Source organism: Deltaproteobacteria bacterium, assembly GCA_023382265.1.
Lineage (GTDB): Bacteria > JAMCPX01 > JAMCPX01 > JAMCPX01 > JAMCPX01 > JAMCPX01.
Genome location: JAMCPX010000037.1, coordinates 23,550 through 39,661, shown reverse-complemented (window position 1 = coordinate 39,661; position 16,112 = coordinate 23,550). Strand labels below are relative to the sequence as shown.

Genomic DNA, 16,112 nt, shown 5'->3' with positions numbered 1-16,112 from the left:
AGGATTATCGGAGGCAGGTGGAAGCTGCTGATCCTCAGAGAGTTGTTCAAGGAGACGAAACGGTTTGGGGAGCTGCACAAATCTTTAAACGGCATTACACAAAAGATGCTTACCCAGCAGCTCAGAGAACTGGAAAGAGACGGCATTATTCTCAGGAAGGTTTATCCTCAGATTCCGCCCAAAGTGGAATATTCCCTGACACAAAAAGGACAGAGCCTGAGACCCATTCTGGACCTGATGCACGAGTGGGGAAGCAAATATCTTGATAAGATTTATTTTCAAAAAACGATTACGGTAAAGACGGGAAAAAATGATCGTGAGGATTTGGTAAAGGTGCTTCATGCCCAGTCATAGACCGGCCTACTGCTATTGTATTATGATGCAGTCCAAAAAGAGCGTGTCAACCGGCTACTATAATGCATTTATCGGATAATAACGCTGTCTTTTTTTATTAATTTGATTATAATTTTTTTGCGTCATTAATCATTTTTGTGGTTAAAGTAGACAATGAAAAGATAATAGTATGAGTTTATTTTTTGGCAAAAAGAGTTTTTTAATATATAAATGCAACTCATGAAATTAAGACATTTAAGCCTGATAATCATTTTGTTACTTGTAAGTTGTGCAACAGCCCCTGTAAACATGAACCGCAATACAATGGAAGGCATTGCCTCATGGTATGGAGGAAAATTTATAGGAAGGAAAACAGCGAATGGCGAAATCTTTACATCCCAGAGCCTGACAGCGGCTAATAAGACATTACCGTTTGGCACATACGTGCTTGTTACAAACCTTAATAACAATAAGAGCGTGATAGTAAGAATAAATGACAGAGGTCCTTACGTGGGAGAGAGAATCATAGACCTGTCTTATGCTGCAGCAAAGACCATTGATATGATTGGAACCGGAACAGCTCCTGTAAAGCTCCAGATTGTGAAGCCCGGCGAACATGTTGGTAAAGAAGAAGAAAAAATTGCATCGGGCATGTATTATCTCCAGATCGGTTCTTTCTCCGTGATGGATAATGCTGCAAAATTAAAAACAGATTTATTAAAAAAAATTAATAATGTGATTGTCGATCCATACACAATAGGCGGTACCAAATACTATAGGGTGCTTGTTGGTCCATTCAAAGATCAAATAGCAACATACATAGAAGCTGACAAACTTAGAGACATGGGCTATGTAGTAATTATAAGCAGGAGGTAAGTGATATGGGTGGATACAGGATTACTTTATTTTTCATTATAGCTGTAATGATTGGGTGTAGTTATAATTGTCAGTGTCAAAAACATCCAGTAGATAACAATACTCAGGATAAATTAGTTCATTTGTCAAAGCTTTCACCGGAACTTTTGCAGCTTTATGAACGGGGTAACGGTAATACGGTTATAAGTGTACTCGGTAAGACGAGCGGCGAAATGACGTCTGCACAAAAAAAAGAGCTGATAACTCAAGGTATAAGTATAGGCACCGTTACTGATGATGTATTTACTGCGGATCTGAAACTTAAATACCTTTCTTTTCTTACAGAAAAGCCATACATAATATTCGTAGAGCTATCAAGAAAGCTGAAATTACTTAAAAAAGAATAGGAAGTCCTGTGATACTATGTAAATTATCGCTTTATGCTTGCTTAAATCAGGTTTCCAATATAGATAAAATCTGAATGAATATAGATGAATTTGTTAAAATAATAAAATTTGATGATAACGGTCTTGTCCCTGCCATTGCACAGGATTATCAAACAAATGAAGTCTTGATGCTTGCATACATGAATGCAGAGGCGCTGATAAAAACGCTATTAACAGGCAAGATTCATTATTTCTCCCGTTCAAGACAGTCATTATGGTTAAAAGGAGAAACATCAGGACATTATCAATTTCTTAAAGGAATTTTTTATGATTGTGATAATGATACAATACTTTTAAAGATTGAACAGGTCGGTGTTGCATGCCACACCGGGCACAGGAGCTGTTTTTTCTCAGAGTTAAGCCATGAGAATATTATAGAAGTAAAAGATACAATACCCGCCGGTGCAAACATAATTGATGCAGTTTATAGTGTGATATTACAGAGGAAAACCAATCCGCCCCCAAAATCTTACGTCCATTCTTTAATGAACGCAGGTGTTGATGCAATCAATAAAAAGATTACAGAAGAGGCTATAGAAGTTATTGAGGCTGGTAAAGAAAAACAGGATAACGACGTGATCTTGGAATCATCGGACCTGCTCTTTCATCTGCTTGTATTGCTGGGTTACAGGAATATCCCTATTCAAAAGGTGTATGAAGAGCTTAAGAAGCGATTCGGCATCTCAGGGATAGAAGAAAAAGAATCAAGAAAGAAAAACAGCAAGTGATGCTTAAATCCATGGAATGCGTCCGAAAATATATGTAAGTCTGAAAAGCGAGTCGGTGTAACTCGAGCTACGGTAAAACGAATATCAACTGAAAAATATGGATTTTCTGTTTTTGAGCAGATTGATTAACATATTCTGAATGCGGGTTCTTATATTCTCTGAGAGTCTGTTTATAAGAATATCATCATCAGCATCTTCCATACTATATTTCTCTATATCGATTGGTTCACCATATTCTATATACCATTTTGTCGGTAACGGGATTGCGCCGATTGGCCCCAATAAAGGAAAGAATGGTGTAATAGGTGCATAAGGTGCTCCAAATAGTTTACCAAGCATTTTACTTGTGCCCAGTATAGGGTATGCCTCTTCAGCACCGACAACGGCAACGGGGATAATGGGTGAACGGGTTTTAATTGCGAGTTTAACATATCCGCCCCTGCCGAACCTCTGTAACTTATACCTGTATTTAAACGGCTTGCTTATACCCTTTAGCCCCTCAGGGAAAACAATTACCAATTGATCCTTCTCAAGCAATCTTTGCGCATTTTCCTGGGAAGCCCTTACCCCGCCGGTCTTTATAAGAAATGAACTCACAAATGGAAGATAATAAGCAAAATCTTCTACAAGCGGCCGTACAAACCTTTTTGTGGGATGCTCTCTAAAAACGGACGTAACTATCATGGCTCCATCAATAGGTATGCCGCCTGAATGATTTGATACGAGCAAAGCCCTTCCTTCCTTAGGTATATTGTGCACGCCTATAGTCTGAATCCGCCACCACTTCTCAAATAAAAGATCAAAAAAGGGTTTTGCCTTTGCCGTAAATACGGGGTCCAATCCGAACTCATCGACCTCTGTAGAGGTTGCCCACATAGAAACGTTTTTATACTGTTCCATGATCTTTTGTGTTGAAAATTGTGAAAAGAAATCTTTCGTTTTATTAAATATAGTTGAAACAAAGGTATCCTTCTTGATCATTTCTTTTTCTTTTTTAAGTTCATTCATAAGATGCTTTATTTTATCATCATAACTCCGCGACATCTCATCAATTTTTCCTTCCATTACTTTAGCAAGTGCTGCGAATTCCTTAGTAGTTATGGCAGTGTACCTCTCTGTTTTACTGTTTTTCCTGCTGTTTTCATCTACGATTTTGAGCTTTTTTACTTCCACATCCATCTTTGGCTCATGTACAGCTATAGCAGTGCTAGGCACAAATAATGTTTTTTTAGGTGTTGTAACTTTTGCATTTGTTGATAATACAGTCACCTTATCTCTTACCATAAATAATGTACCTCCTAAAGGTTTTTATTCTACGAATCTAAGCTCCCTCAAACGTTGAGTACCTATAAAACTTTCAACAGAATCCTTTGTTGTATATCTCGCCTGAAAATTAAGGACATTCTTAGCCTTGTTACCGTCCGCCACGCATATGTATCTAAGAAAATTCAAAAAAGCCGGCGGTACAGGTGATAAATCTAAAGACCACAATACACTAACCATGGCATGGGCTATAGGATAAGGTAAAGGCAGGCTTATCTTTCCTGCCAGTTTCAGTATAGTGCTGAAAGGTAATACTCCCCTTCCAACTATATTAAAAATACCCTGATAATTCCCATCTACAACGAGCCTGAAAATGTCAATAACATCCTCTTCGTGAACAAACTGAAATAGAGGATCATAACCCATTATAGTCATAACGGCAGGACTGGAAAGATAAGATGTGAAAAAATTTTTAATGGTTGGACCCATTATGTTGCAAAGTCTTAGAACCGATACCGTTGTATTGGGATTTTTTTCACTGAACCGCCTCACGACATTTTCTATCTCCATCTTATCCCTAAGATATGCCATTTCACTCCCGGCCCTCAATGGATGCTGTTCTGTAAGAAAATTTGGATTAGTTGCATTAGCGCCATAAGCCATGGTTGTTGACCTTATAACAAACTTGCTCAACTTTACCGCGGATGCTGCATGGATGATATTCAATGTTCCTATTACCTCAAGTTCATGGGAGAATGTTGTGTTTCTTATAGGGCTTGAAAGGAATGCAAGATGAACAACCTGTTCGATCTTTTCTTTCTTAAAAATCTCTGCAATAACCCCATCTACTACCGGTTCTGTCAGATCGATTTTATAGAACTTGGCGCCTTTTTCAAGAAAATCAGGCTTCTTTATATCTATAGCTACAATATGGTATCTTGGATCATTTGAGAGTCTCCTTACCAAATTGGACCCTACGAAACTATTTACACCTGTGATTGCGATTTTTATTCGGTCATCGGATTTTTTATTGGCAATATTTTTTTTAATAGCCATACTAATCCACTGTTAAGATTTATCAAGTTTTGATAATTTTTTTTCAATGATATTAAGTTTTTTTTCGAGCCTTTTCAAATCATCTATTGTTGGAACATGCATAATCAGTAATGCCTTATTAACACTGTCCTGAAAACTTTTTTCTACAGCAGACGTAATCGATTTTATATTTACATTATCCATAATACCGCTAATATTTGAACGCCCTTTCTGTTTATACATATCAGCATGTTTTAAGAAGTCATTCATATCCTTCTGGATATTTTCTGTAAACGTTGAAAAGATATTATTTAATATATTTAACCTTTCCCTGATAAAACCCTCGGGCTCCGTTTTTTTTACCTTTTTTGCCATATCAAGCTCCTTTTAAAGGACTTTATGCTATTAAGCAGGGTGATGTCAAGTTTCATTAATTAATTGATTATTTGATAAAATTCGTTGTATGTGTATAGTAACGCTTTGATATCAAGGAGGTATATGGACAGCATCACAATTTTTTATCCCATGTTCAATGAAGAGTTATATATAAAGAGGGCTGTGGAGGCAGCAAAGGAGATATGCGGGTTAATGCTTAGAATTGGGGAAATAAATGATTATGAGATCCTTCTCATAGACGATGCATCAAATGATTCAACAGGAAGGATTGCAGATGAGCTCGCAAAAGAAGATAAAAGAATTAGAGTGATACACCATCAAACCAACAGAGGGCTCGGCGGTTCTCTGAAAACAGGATTTTACAACGCGCAGATGGATGTGATCCTGTATTCCGACACCGATCTTCCATTCGATATGATGGAAATAAAGAAAGCTTTCAGGCTTATGAGATATTACGAGGCTGACATAGTATCCGCCTTTCGATTCGATAGAACGGGTGAAGGGTTTAGAAGATTAATCTATTCTTATATATACAATACAATTATAAAGCTGTTATTTCATTTCAGGATAAAGGATGTCAACTTCTCATTTAAGCTCGTAAAAAGAGAGGTTTTAAAATACGTAAACCTGCAATCGGAAGGTAGTTTTATAGATGCGGAGTTGCTGATTAAAGCACAGAGATACGGTTTCAAGATCATACAATTCGGAACGAATTATTTCCCTCGCAGCAGGGGGGTCTCTACACTGTCGAGTTCAAATGTGATTATGAAAATCATTAAAGAAATGATATCAATGTACAAAGAGATCAAATCAATCCACCAGGCTGTCAAAAGGCAATGACCAAATTTCTTATAGTAAATGCCGATGACTTTGGATTATGCAGGGAGATTTCAAAAGGCGTCATCAAAGCATACTTGGAAGGTATTGTGACGGCAGCATCCGTTGTCGTTAACGGGAAATATTTTAAAGAGGGTATAGCTCTTTTAAAGGACACCGGCATTGATGCAGGCATTCATCTTACATTTACAGGCAGCGAAAAACCCATTTCAGGCAGTATTAAAGGCCTTGTCGATAGCAGCGGTCTTTTTCTAAAGAGTTATAGAGTGACAATACCGAGGCTTATACTCGGGCAGTTCGATCGCAATGCACTTGAAAAGGAATTATCGGAGCAGATCATCATGTTAAAGGATAACGGAATACCCGTCAGCCATATCGACAGTCATCAGCACCTCCATCTTTTACCGGGTGTAAGGGATATTGTAACGGGGCTTGCACAAAGATTTAAAATAAGGTGGGTAAGAGCGCCACGGTCAAACATATTTGGTGTTAAAGGGCTTGTAATGAATATGCTTGGTAATAGTCTAAAAAAAAGATTAAAAAAACACGATCTTGCTTATGCGGATGCTTTCAAGGGTTTTGAGTATGGCGGGCATATGAATGAAAACAATCTATCAAGCCTGCTAAAAAAAATATACAACGATGGCATTACAGAGTTCATGGTTCACCCAGGTTATGATGCATCCTCAGATTATGACTGGGGGTATGCATGGGAGGATGAGTTAAAAGCACTTACATCAGATAATGTGAAGGGATTGATAAAGAGAATCGGAATAAAATTAACAAATTTTAAGGAGCTATCATGAAGAATAGGACATACACATTTTTTGCATATCTTACGATTTTAGTATTTCTTGTTTTTAGAATCGTCTACCTTTTAACAACTCATTATACCCTTTCGCAGGATGAGGCTTATTTCTGGGATTGGTCAAGGCATGCCGCTTTAAGCTATTATGATATGGGACCCATGATTGCATGGATTATAGGATTTTTTACGCACATATTACCCTTATCTGCGTTTTCCGTAAGGCTCGGTGCGCCCGTTTTTGCCGCACTAACTGCCGTAGTTATTTTCATACTTACAACCGATGTTACCGGCTCAAGCATGCTTGGGTTCATAACAGTTCTTCTGTTCCATCTAACACCAATCGGCATGACAGGCGGTATCATAATGACATACTATTCACCACAGGTCTTTTTTATGGCATTAACGGCATTGTTTTTATGGAAACTAATAAAAAATCAAAAACCATTCTGGTGGTATTTGATAGGGCTAAGCCTTGGTTTAGGATTGCTATCGCATCACATGTTTATATTTTTTACGGCTGAGATCGGGCTGTTTATTTTGATTTCTGATAATAACAGAAAATGGCTTAAAAGAAAAGAGCCGTACATTGCATTAATTATAGAATTATTAGTTGCAAGTCCTATAATCATCTGGAATCTCACTCATAACCTTGTTATGTTCAGGCATGCAATAGGCATGATGTCGGGAAAACACCGGTTTTCAATTACGTTTCTTGAATACATTGGTGGGCAGGCTGGAATCAACAGCCCATTACTCTTCTTAGCAGCGATTTATGGAATAACGGTCAGCGGGTATCGTGGAATAAAATTTAAGGATGATAAGTATTTGTTTTTATTCTGCCTTTCAGCACCGGTAATCGTATTCATAGCACTATTGAGCATAGGCGGAAGAACAGAACCTAATTGGCCAATATCGGGCTATATAACCGGCTCAATCGCCGGCGTTTATATTTTTTATGAAAAATATAAAAACGGATCAAGGCTTATAAAGAGGCTTATCAATGCATCGCTCTGGTTTACAATAGTGCTGGGCATATTTGTTTCCGCTATTGCATACTATCCCTCATTGATGCATGAGATCGGCATTAATATCCCTCCGCACAGGGATCCAACAAACAGGCTTTATGGATGGAAAAAACTCGGAAAGGATGTATCGGGAATACTGGAATCCATGCCCCCGGGCACCTTCGTTACAACGCATGAGTACGGCCTTAATGCTGAGCTTGCCTTCTATGTCAAAGGGCATCCACAGGTTTATGAGGTACCCGTGCTGCGCCGATTCAGCCAGTATGATTTCTGGAACCATCTCATACAGGTTGACGGTAAGGATGCTGTTTACGTAGGTTATTCACCTATAGAAAAGCAGGTATCAATGCTGTTTGATAAAGTTATGCCCGCCGGCATTGTGATGATCCGTGATAAGTATACAGACGCGGTCAGGTGGAGATTTTATATATACAAATGCTACAATTATAAAGGCAGCCGTTTAGAACCGCCGACGTTTTAGAGCTTAATCACAGGATAAAGAAAGCGGCGTGAGATTCCATGTATGCAGCTTATGATGATCATGTCCATGTTTTTACGGCATCTTGACAAAATTCTTTTTTGTATTAGAGAATTACTACGTTGTTTCTGTTTCGGTATGGCATGGTGCTGTTCGTAGACAATTTCGCACACCGTTCCTGTAAATATTGGTGCAAATTGTAATGAGTTAAAACAGATCGCGTCAGGGAGAATATTTATGTTATTTGCGGATAACGAGGAATATTTAAAATTGAGAGAGACTGTAAGAAGATTTAATTCGAAAGAACTTGCACCCATTGCGCAGGAGTATGATGAAAAGGAGGAGTTCCCGTTTGCCTTTTTTAAGAAGGCTGCAGAACTCGGATATGTTGGAGCGCATCTGCCGGAGGCTTACGGCGGTATGGGCGACTTTTACGCCAAGGCAGTCATATACGAAGAGAATTGCAGGGTTTGTTTCGGTTATAACCTTTCCTTAAATGCATCCGACCTGCTGTTTGCCAACAATGTTGCAAGATACGGGAATAAAGAGCAAAAACAGAGATACCTGCCTGGTATTATAAAAGGTGAAAGAACAGGCTGTTGGGCTTTGACAGAGCCCGATTCGGGTTCCGATGCCTTATCGATAAGGACGACATGGCAGAAGGATGGCGATTTTTATATTTTAAATGGAGGAAAAACATTTATCACAAATGCACCTATTGCGGATTTCTTTATTGTTATTGCAAGAAGACCTGATACGACAAAATCAGAAGGCGGTAGTGCGTTCATACTTGAAAGAGGCATGAAAGGCCTTTCAACCGGCAAGCCGTTTAAAAAGCTAGGGGGAAGATGCTCTCCTACAGGGGAGATCACGCTTGAGGATGTTAAGGTCTCAAAAGAACATTTACTCGGAGAAGAGGGTAAAGGATTTATCAACATGTTCGCATCACTCGATATTGAGAGGGCTTTCACTCCATTATCGAGTATAGGCATAGCACAGGCATGTCTCGATCAAGCTGTAAGTTATGCAAAGCAAAGAATACAGTTTAAAAAGCGGATTTCAGAATTTCAGCTTATAAAAGAAAAAATAGCCGTAATGGCAGCAGAGCTTGAGGTTGCAAGGCGGTACGTTTATCATCTCATAGAACTTATGGTACAGGGTAAAAGGGTAACAAAAGAGGCATCAATAGCAAAATTATTTGCATCCGATATGGTTATGAAGGCGGCAAGAGAGGCGGTACAGATTATGGGCGGATACGGCTACATGCGCGAATACAAGGTTGAGAGATACTTCAGGGATGCAAAACTTCTTGAGATAGGTGCAGGCACGTCCGAGATCCAAAAACTTGTTATAGCAAGAGAGGTATTACAGGATTCCGGCAGGTAGCATATAAGGACTTATTTCACGAACTTGTATACAATTTTAAGATTTTATTGACAAGCAAAATTTCTGCTTGTTACCCTGATTTCATGAGTGAAATATCTTCATACAACCTTATCGTTATCGGTGCGGGTATCGGCGGTTACACCGCTGCCATAAGAGCATCCCAGCTTGGAGCAAAGGTGCTTGTCGTAGAACAGGCAGAAACGGGAGGTACCTGTCTTAACAGGGGGTGTATCCCTACAAAAGCTTTTAAGGCAACAGCGGACGAATTAGACAGGATGAATAGATTTGAAGAATTTGGTCTGTCCGGGGATGTACACATAAATATTGATATAAAAAGGATCATAGATAAAAAAAATAAGGTTGTTCAGGAACTTGTAAAGGGTGTTGAGTTTTTATTCAAGTCTTACGGCATAATGGAAAAAAGAGGCAGATCTGCCTTTGTTTCTAAAAACAGGATCAAGATAACAGCGTACAACGGCAGTGAAGAGTTTTTTGATTCAAAAAGATTTATAATAGCAACAGGTTCTTCATCCACATATATACAGGCTATAAAGACCGACGGTAAATTCATTCTTACGAGTGATGAAATAATGAATATAGATCACTTACCCAAGCGGCTCATTATAATAGGTGCGGGTGTAATAGGGACAGAGTTTGCATTTATTTTCAGAAGTATGGGCGTTGATATTACAATGCTTGAACTTATGCCGGAGGCATTGCCTCTTGAGGATGAAGACATTTCTCATTTGCTGTCAAGAAGTTTTAAAAAGGCAGGCATAAAGTTAAGAACAGGGGTTAAGGTCGTGTCATCGGAGGTTAGTGGAAATGCAGTTAATATCTTGCTTGAGGGTGGAGAAATAATAAGCGGTGATATGGTGCTTGTTTCTATCGGCAGACAGGCCAATACCACAGGACTCGGGCTTGAGCATACAGGTATAAAACTCGGTAAGAAGAGCGAAATCGTTGTAGACGGATTTTTAAATACAGGGGTTGATGGGATATACGGGTGTGGTGATGTTATTGGCGGCAAATTGCTTGCCCATACTGCATATAAAGAAGGTATTATCGCTGCCGGCAATATGATCGAAGGTAAGCATGAGACAATCAATTATAACGCGATACCCTCTGTGATCTATTCAACGCCTGAAGCAGCAAGCGTTGGATATACAGAACAAGGTGCCAGAGCAAAGGGCTATAATATTAAATTAGGAAGGTTCCCGTATAGGGCACTCGGTAAAGCAAGGGCTTTTGCAGAAACGGATGGAGAAGTTAAGGTGGTTGTTGATGTAGACACAGAAGAAATAATAGGTATGCACATAGTTGGTGCTCATGCCTCTGATATCATAGCTCAGGGAGCGATTGCAGTGCATAATGGGATTAAGGTACATGAATTTGCAGACATTGTTGCTGCACATCCCACATATTCAGAAGCCATCATGGAAGCAGCGGAGGATGTCTTTTCAATGTCTATCCATCAGCCCAAGAAATCAATAAATCAGGAGGCCAAATCATGATCGATGAACTTTGGTACAATGAAAATCACGTATGGATTTTAATTGAGGACAATCTTGCCCGTATCGGTATATCCGATTATATACAGGAGCAGCTCGGAGATATAAATTTTATAGAGCTGCCGGAAGCAGGAGATAAGTTGGTCCGCGGTAAATCATTCGGGCACATTGAATCAGAAGAGACAGTGTTTGAGCTTATAGCCCCGGTTTCAGGCAAGGTCATAGAGATAAACAGTGATGCAGTGGACAACCCTGTTATTATAGGTGAAGATCCTCTGGGTGACGGATGGCTTATAGAAATAGAGAACGTTGATATGAAGGAATTGAAATCCCTGATGGATCAGGAAAAATACGAAAAATTCGTAAAGGAGCTTTCCAAGTGAATAAAATCATAAAAAAACGTATGCTGTCTCCGGCAATTGGATGGTTTGAGGTAGAAGCACCTTACGTTTCAAGATCGCAAAAGCCGGGTCAGTTCGTAATAATAAGAGTCAACGATAAAGGCGAGAGAATACCATTAACAATAGCAGGTGCTTATAAAGAGAAAGGAACGATAATAATTATCGTTCAAAGCATAGGCAAAACAACAGCAGCTCTTAACTCAATGATAGAAGGTGATTTCCTTGCCGATGTCGTTGGACCTCTTGGTAAACCATCCCACATAGAACATTTCGGCAGGGTTGTAACAATAGGCGGTGGTGTCGGCACGGCAATAGCCTTACCATCGACAAAGGCGTTTAAAGAGGCAGGTAATGAAGTGATAAGCATAATAGGTGCAAGAACAAAGGATCTGCTTATACTTGAAGATGAAATGCGCAAGATTTCGGATAGGCTCATTGTTACAACGGACGATGGCAGCTATGCAAAAAGGGGCTTTGTGACAGATGCATTACAGGAGTTAATAAATAACAATGATACGATACCCAACTTTGTGCTTGCAATAGGACCTGTTCCCATGATGAAAGCTGTTTCAGAACTCACAAGGAAATATGCAATACCCACCGTTGTCAGCCTCAATCCTATTATGCTTGATGGAACAGGTATGTGCGGGGTATGCAGGGTTGTGATTGAAGGTAAAACAATGTTTGCATGCGTTGACGGACCGGAGTTTGACGGCCATAAGGTAGATTTCGATGGATTGACTAAAAGGCTTAAAGTTTATCAAAAAGAAGAAAGATTATCATTAGAGCTATTTAAAAATACTGTAAAAGTAGGTTAATTATGGAACCAAGAGAAAGACTAAAAATACAAAGGCAGAAAATGCCTGCACAGGATTCCGGCGTAAGAATCACAAATTTCCAGGAAGTAAATTATGGATATACACCAAAGATGGCTATGCTTGAGGCACAAAGATGCCTGCTGTGTAAAAAACCGTTATGTGTTGCAGGGTGTCCTGTAAATATAGATATCCCCTCGTTTATATCTTTGATAGCAGAAGGTAAATTCACTGAGGCTGCAAAGAAGATAAAAGAATCCAACAGCCTGCCTGCCATATGCGGCAGGGTATGTCCGCAAGAAGAACAGTGTGAAGGTGTGTGCGTTGTAGGCAATAAAGGGGTGTCCGTTGCAATAGGACATCTTGAGAGATTCGCAGCAGATTGGGAGAGAACGAATGGAGAGATTTCAACGCCTGAAAAACATACACCTATAGGTAAAAAGATAGCAATCGTAGGTTCAGGACCATCCGGTCTGACGGTAGCGTCGGAACTCGTAAAAATGGGGTATGCTGTAACTATATTTGAAGCATTGCACACACCTGGCGGGGTACTTGTATACGGCATCCCCGAGTTTAGACTGCCAAAAGATATTGTTAATAGTGAAATAGATTATCTGAGAAAGCTCGGCGTGGAGATAGTAACAAACTTTGTTGTTGGTAAAACAATGACAATCGACGATCTGATCAAATCCGGGTACGATGCGGTTTTTGTCGGCAGTGGTGCAGGGCTGCCCGTATTCATGAACGTGTCGGGAGAAAACTTAAACGGCGTTTATTCTGCCAATGAGTATCTTACAAGAACGAACCTCATGAAGGCTTATGTCTTCCCAGAATATGATACGCCAATAGCAAAGGCCAAAAATGTTGCCGTAATCGGCGGCGGGAATACGGCTATGGACGCTGTAAGGACAGCAAAACGTTTTGGTGCAGAACACGCGTACCTTATATATAGAAGATCATGGGAAGAGATGCCTGCAAGACTTGAGGAAAGACATCATGCCAGGGAAGAGGGTATTGAATTTACATTTCTTACAGCTCCTGTCAGGATTATCGGTGATGAAAATGGATGGGTTCAAGGGATAGAATGTATAAAAATGGAGCTTGGAGATCCTGATGCCTCAGGCAGGAGAAAGCCTGTCCCGATAAAAGGCTCGGAATTTGTAATTGATGTTGAATTGGTAGTGGTTGCAGTCGGTAATGGAGCAAACCCTTTAATCCCTATTTCAACACCCGACATACAAACAAACAAGTGGGGCAATATCATCGTAAAAGAAGGTGAAACGGTAACAACAAAAAACGGAGTGTTCGCAGGCGGCGATATAGTAAGGGGAGGTGCTACTGTGATACTTGCAATGGGTGACGGCAAAAAGGCGGCACAGGAGATAAATACATATTTAATGGAAAAAATTGACAATAAACAGTGATCTCAATTAATACTATTGTATAGTATAAATAAAAGGAGGTGAATATTGTGAAGTTGACAAAAATTATTTTCATATTGACAGCAGCATTTTCAGCCGTTGTATTTTCATCAATAGCAAATGCAGCACCAGGCTACGTTGGCGTAAACCAGTGTAAGATGTGCCACATGAAGCAGTACAATGTTTGGAAAAACACAGCTCATGCAAAGGCGTTTGATGTGTTAACACCGGCGGATCAGGCAAAACCAGAATGCGTTAAATGTCACATCACCGGGGACAACAAAGAATTTAAAGGGGTTCAGTGTGAAGAATGTCATGGGCCCGGCAGTGAGTATAAGACTTTTAGCGTAATGAAGAATCTCAAAGAGGCAGAAGCAAAGGGCTTAAATCCAAAACCGACAGCTGTATGTGTAAAGTGCCACAATAAAAATAGTCCGAACTTTAAGGGTTTTGATTTCAAAACATCATGGGCAAAGATTAAACATTAATGTAAATTATGCAGTAGATTTTAAAAAGGCAGGATTATGTCCTGCCTTTTTTGCCGTCAAAGGATTATAATGCTGCAATTATGCGGATTAATCGCCAGTTTGCAGAATAAATCAAACCATCGTCGGTCTGAGTTTAAACATCCGCTATCATTAACGCAGTGGCAAAGATACATACTAAGAGAGCTGAGGATTATTTTTGAGACAACTTCGGACGAAGATGAAAAAGCTCGAATAAATATCCTTGAAAAGTTCGGTTCAGCCAAGCTTTATCGAAAACCAATCCACAACACGCGGTAAAAACTGGTGCATGTATTCAAGAGGTAACATGTGAGATGCTTGATCTATTTCCACAAAGGTATGGAAATTACCCTTTAACTGATAAAATGCCCTTTCCGATACGTCCTTTGGAATAACCTCATCTTTTGAGCCGGTAATTATCATTGTTGGCGGCATCGGCAGTCCTTTAATATCCGGTATATAGTTTTTCAATGATGCCATTGCCCTTATGGTATAATAGCCTACATAAAATTTGTCATTTTTAAAAGCTTTTAGCATCTTCTTATCATTAAAAACCTTATGCCAGTTGAGATAAATAGAGGTAGGCATCTTGAGTGCTGGTAATACCCTTTTAAGATAATCTATTACGGGCATACCTTTTTTAAACGAATGAGGATACTTAACTATGTTCTGAATCTCTTTATAAACAAGAGCTGCATTGTGTGCCAGAACGGCATCAACGTATATACCCTCAAGCGCGGCATAATAAACTATAATACCTCCTTGACTGCTCCCCATTATACCAACCCTTCCTCGAAACTTCTCTTTTACATAAGAAACGGCATCTCTCAAGTTTTGAAGCAATTGCTCTACTGTAAAATCTCCGCGGGTTCCTGTAGAATGCCCATGACCCACAGGATCAATACCAACAACATTAAACCCTTTATACGAGAGGGCTTCCAGGAACGAAGAGTAGAATTCAGATGCTGTGCCGGTCCCGGGGAAAAAAATAATAGTTCGCTGCTCTCCTGTGTTATTGAATATATCGAGATGAATCCTCTCATTTGAAGAGGCTATGTAAGCCTCTTCTTTTATAATCCTTCCCATTTGGACAAGTATGATGAATCAATACGATTCTATTTATTATCCGACGGCTTCTTGTTAAAGATGTTAAACATCTCTAACGGAATAGGGAAGATTATGGTAGAGTTGTTTGCAGAAGCAATCTCTGTAAGGGTATTTAGATATCTTAACTGTAATGAAGCAGGCTCCCTTGAAAGCACCCCTGCAGCCTCGGAATACTTCTGTGCAGCCTGTGATTCACCATCCGCGCTTATGACCTTTGCCCTTCTGTCTCTCTCGGCTACCGCCTGTCTTGCCATTGCACTCTGCATCTCTTGAGGCATATCTATCTGTTTTACTTCAACGGTTGAAACCTTTATACCCCAGGGAGACGTGTGTTTATCTATGATCTCCTGTAATTCCATATTGATCTTTTCTCTCTCTGTTAAAAGTTTATCAAGCTCTCCCTGCCCGCAAACGCTTCTCAGTGTCGTTTGAGCTATCTGCGATGTTGCAAACAAATAGTTTTCTACCTCCGTAACGGCCTTATTCGAATCTATCACCTTGAAATATACAACGGCATTCACTTTGATCGATACATTGTCTCTTGTTATAACATCCTGCGAAGGCACATCGAGAGCAATGACCCTTGTGCTGATCCTGATCATCTTATCGATGAATGGAATTATGTAGAGGATGCCAGGCCCCTTTGCACCTATCAACCTGCCGAGTCTGAAAATAACCGCACGCTCATACTCTTTTAAGACCTTAACACCTGATATAAGCAAAAGTACCGCAAATAAAACAACAATGAACACAATAGTCAT

Annotated in this window: 18 protein-coding genes; 13 read left to right on the top strand and 5 right to left on the bottom strand. The window is 39.7% G+C overall.

Features of this window, described 5'->3' with window-relative positions:
- The first annotated feature begins 3 nt into the window (after window positions 1–3).
- The 4 genes from M1381_07415 (at window position 4) to hisIE (ending at window position 2,362) form a co-directional block, all read left to right on the top strand.
- Window positions 4–354, top strand: a complete 351-nt coding sequence (locus M1381_07415) for a winged helix-turn-helix transcriptional regulator (protein MCL4478910.1) — start codon at window positions 4–6, stop codon at window positions 352–354.
- A gap of 219 nt (window positions 355–573) precedes the next feature.
- Window positions 574–1,209 (top strand): septal ring lytic transglycosylase RlpA family protein, encoded by a 636-nt coding sequence (locus tag M1381_07410; protein MCL4478909.1) that lies wholly within the window; start codon window positions 574–576, stop codon window positions 1,207–1,209.
- A 5-nt stretch (window positions 1,210–1,214) separates the two neighbouring features.
- Window positions 1,215–1,595: a hypothetical protein gene (locus M1381_07405; protein ID MCL4478908.1), complete on the top strand. Its 381-nt coding sequence runs from the start codon at window positions 1,215–1,217 to the stop codon at window positions 1,593–1,595.
- Between the two features lie 80 nt (window positions 1,596–1,675).
- Window positions 1,676–2,362 carry a bifunctional phosphoribosyl-AMP cyclohydrolase/phosphoribosyl-ATP diphosphatase HisIE gene (gene hisIE / locus M1381_07400; protein ID MCL4478907.1) on the top strand — a complete coding sequence of 229 codons (687 nt, stop codon included), beginning with the start codon at window positions 1,676–1,678 and terminating at the stop codon, window positions 2,360–2,362.
- An 84-nt stretch (window positions 2,363–2,446) separates the two neighbouring features.
- Here the strand turns inward: hisIE and M1381_07395 are convergent, their stop codons facing one another.
- From M1381_07395 to M1381_07385, 3 genes are read right to left on the bottom strand one after another with little or no spacing between them, the layout of a single operon-like run.
- Entirely contained in the window at window positions 2,447–3,646 is a 1,200-nt protein-coding gene (locus tag M1381_07395; protein ID MCL4478906.1) for an acyltransferase family protein, read from the bottom strand.
- Window positions 3,647–3,670: 24 nt separating this feature from the next.
- Window positions 3,671–4,681 carry an NAD-dependent epimerase/dehydratase family protein gene (locus M1381_07390; protein MCL4478905.1) on the bottom strand — a complete coding sequence of 337 codons (1,011 nt, stop codon included), beginning with the start codon at window positions 4,679–4,681 and terminating at the stop codon, window positions 3,671–3,673.
- A gap of 12 nt (window positions 4,682–4,693) precedes the next feature.
- Window positions 4,694–5,035, bottom strand: coding sequence for a phasin family protein (locus M1381_07385; protein ID MCL4478904.1), 342 nt, complete (start codon window positions 5,033–5,035; stop codon window positions 4,694–4,696).
- A 123-nt stretch (window positions 5,036–5,158) separates the two neighbouring features.
- On the opposite strand from M1381_07385, the gene M1381_07380 reads away from it, so the two are divergent.
- The 9 genes from M1381_07380 to M1381_07340 all read left to right on the top strand — a co-directional run bounded on the left by M1381_07380 (window position 5,159) and on the right by M1381_07340 (window position 14,226).
- Entirely contained in the window at window positions 5,159–5,896 is a 738-nt protein-coding gene (locus M1381_07380) for a glycosyltransferase family 2 protein (protein MCL4478903.1), read from the top strand.
- A complete protein-coding gene (locus M1381_07375) occupies window positions 5,893–6,699 on the top strand; it encodes a ChbG/HpnK family deacetylase (protein MCL4478902.1) in 807 nt (268 codons plus the stop codon). The genes M1381_07380 and M1381_07375 overlap by 4 nt, the downstream gene beginning before the upstream one ends.
- On the top strand, window positions 6,696–8,207 hold the full coding sequence (locus M1381_07370) for a glycosyltransferase family 39 protein (protein MCL4478901.1): 1,512 nt from the start codon (window positions 6,696–6,698) through the stop codon (window positions 8,205–8,207). Before M1381_07375 ends, M1381_07370 begins: the two co-directional genes overlap by 4 nt.
- A gap of 234 nt (window positions 8,208–8,441) precedes the next feature.
- The gene (locus M1381_07365; protein ID MCL4478900.1) at window positions 8,442–9,590 is read left to right on the top strand and encodes an acyl-CoA dehydrogenase family protein; all 1,149 of its coding nucleotides are present in this window, start codon (window positions 8,442–8,444) and stop codon (window positions 9,588–9,590) included.
- Between the two features lie 83 nt (window positions 9,591–9,673).
- Window positions 9,674–11,104, top strand: coding sequence for a dihydrolipoyl dehydrogenase (gene lpdA, locus M1381_07360; protein ID MCL4478899.1), 1,431 nt, complete (start codon window positions 9,674–9,676; stop codon window positions 11,102–11,104).
- Window positions 11,101–11,484, top strand: a complete 384-nt coding sequence (gene gcvH, locus M1381_07355) for a glycine cleavage system protein GcvH (GenBank protein MCL4478898.1) — start codon at window positions 11,101–11,103, stop codon at window positions 11,482–11,484. The genes lpdA and gcvH overlap by 4 nt, the downstream gene beginning before the upstream one ends.
- Window positions 11,481–12,320: a sulfide/dihydroorotate dehydrogenase-like FAD/NAD-binding protein gene (locus M1381_07350; protein MCL4478897.1), complete on the top strand. Its 840-nt coding sequence runs from the start codon at window positions 11,481–11,483 to the stop codon at window positions 12,318–12,320. The genes gcvH and M1381_07350 overlap by 4 nt, the downstream gene beginning before the upstream one ends.
- Before the next feature lie 2 nt (window positions 12,321–12,322).
- Window positions 12,323–13,741 carry an NADPH-dependent glutamate synthase gene (gene gltA, locus M1381_07345; GenBank protein MCL4478896.1) on the top strand — a complete coding sequence of 473 codons (1,419 nt, stop codon included), beginning with the start codon at window positions 12,323–12,325 and terminating at the stop codon, window positions 13,739–13,741.
- Window positions 13,742–13,788: 47 nt separating this feature from the next.
- Window positions 13,789–14,226: a cytochrome c family protein gene (locus tag M1381_07340; protein MCL4478895.1), complete on the top strand. Its 438-nt coding sequence runs from the start codon at window positions 13,789–13,791 to the stop codon at window positions 14,224–14,226.
- A 255-nt stretch (window positions 14,227–14,481) separates the two neighbouring features.
- On the opposite strand, the gene M1381_07335 is transcribed toward M1381_07340, so the two are convergent.
- Both M1381_07335 and M1381_07330 read right to left on the bottom strand, forming a co-directional pair.
- Window positions 14,482–15,330, bottom strand: a complete 849-nt coding sequence (locus tag M1381_07335; protein MCL4478894.1) for a lysophospholipase — start codon at window positions 15,328–15,330, stop codon at window positions 14,482–14,484.
- A gap of 29 nt (window positions 15,331–15,359) precedes the next feature.
- On the bottom strand, window positions 15,360–16,112 hold the full coding sequence (locus M1381_07330) for a slipin family protein (GenBank protein ID MCL4478893.1): 753 nt from the start codon (window positions 16,110–16,112) through the stop codon (window positions 15,360–15,362).

What these genes read in the sequence shown, in the direction of transcription:
- M1381_07410 (MCL4478909.1), top strand. Translation starts at nt 574, where the DNA reads ATGAAATTAAGACATTTAAGCCTGATAATCATTTTGTTACTTGTAAGT.
- M1381_07405 (MCL4478908.1), top strand. Translation starts at nt 1,215, where the DNA reads ATGGGTGGATACAGGATTACTTTATTTTTCATTATAGCTGTAATGATT.
- M1381_07395 (MCL4478906.1), bottom strand. Translation starts at nt 3,646, where the DNA reads ATGGTAAGAGATAAGGTGACTGTATTATCAACAAATGCAAAAGTTACA.
- M1381_07390 (MCL4478905.1), bottom strand. Translation starts at nt 4,681, where the DNA reads ATGGCTATTAAAAAAAATATTGCCAATAAAAAATCCGATGACCGAATA.
- M1381_07385 (MCL4478904.1), bottom strand. Translation starts at nt 5,035, where the DNA reads ATGGCAAAAAAGGTAAAAAAAACGGAGCCCGAGGGTTTTATCAGGGAA.
- M1381_07380 (MCL4478903.1), top strand. Translation starts at nt 5,159, where the DNA reads ATGGACAGCATCACAATTTTTTATCCCATGTTCAATGAAGAGTTATAT.
- M1381_07375 (MCL4478902.1), top strand. Translation starts at nt 5,893, where the DNA reads ATGACCAAATTTCTTATAGTAAATGCCGATGACTTTGGATTATGCAGG.
- M1381_07370 (MCL4478901.1), top strand. Translation starts at nt 6,696, where the DNA reads ATGAAGAATAGGACATACACATTTTTTGCATATCTTACGATTTTAGTA.
- M1381_07365 (MCL4478900.1), top strand. Translation starts at nt 8,442, where the DNA reads ATGTTATTTGCGGATAACGAGGAATATTTAAAATTGAGAGAGACTGTA.
- lpdA (MCL4478899.1), top strand. Translation starts at nt 9,674, where the DNA reads ATGAGTGAAATATCTTCATACAACCTTATCGTTATCGGTGCGGGTATC.
- gcvH (MCL4478898.1), top strand. Translation starts at nt 11,101, where the DNA reads ATGATCGATGAACTTTGGTACAATGAAAATCACGTATGGATTTTAATT.
- gltA (MCL4478896.1), top strand. Translation starts at nt 12,323, where the DNA reads ATGGAACCAAGAGAAAGACTAAAAATACAAAGGCAGAAAATGCCTGCA.
- M1381_07335 (MCL4478894.1), bottom strand. Translation starts at nt 15,330, where the DNA reads ATGGGAAGGATTATAAAAGAAGAGGCTTACATAGCCTCTTCAAATGAG.
- M1381_07330 (MCL4478893.1), bottom strand. Translation starts at nt 16,112, where the DNA reads ATGACTATTGTGTTCATTGTTGTTTTATTTGCGGTACTTTTGCTTATA.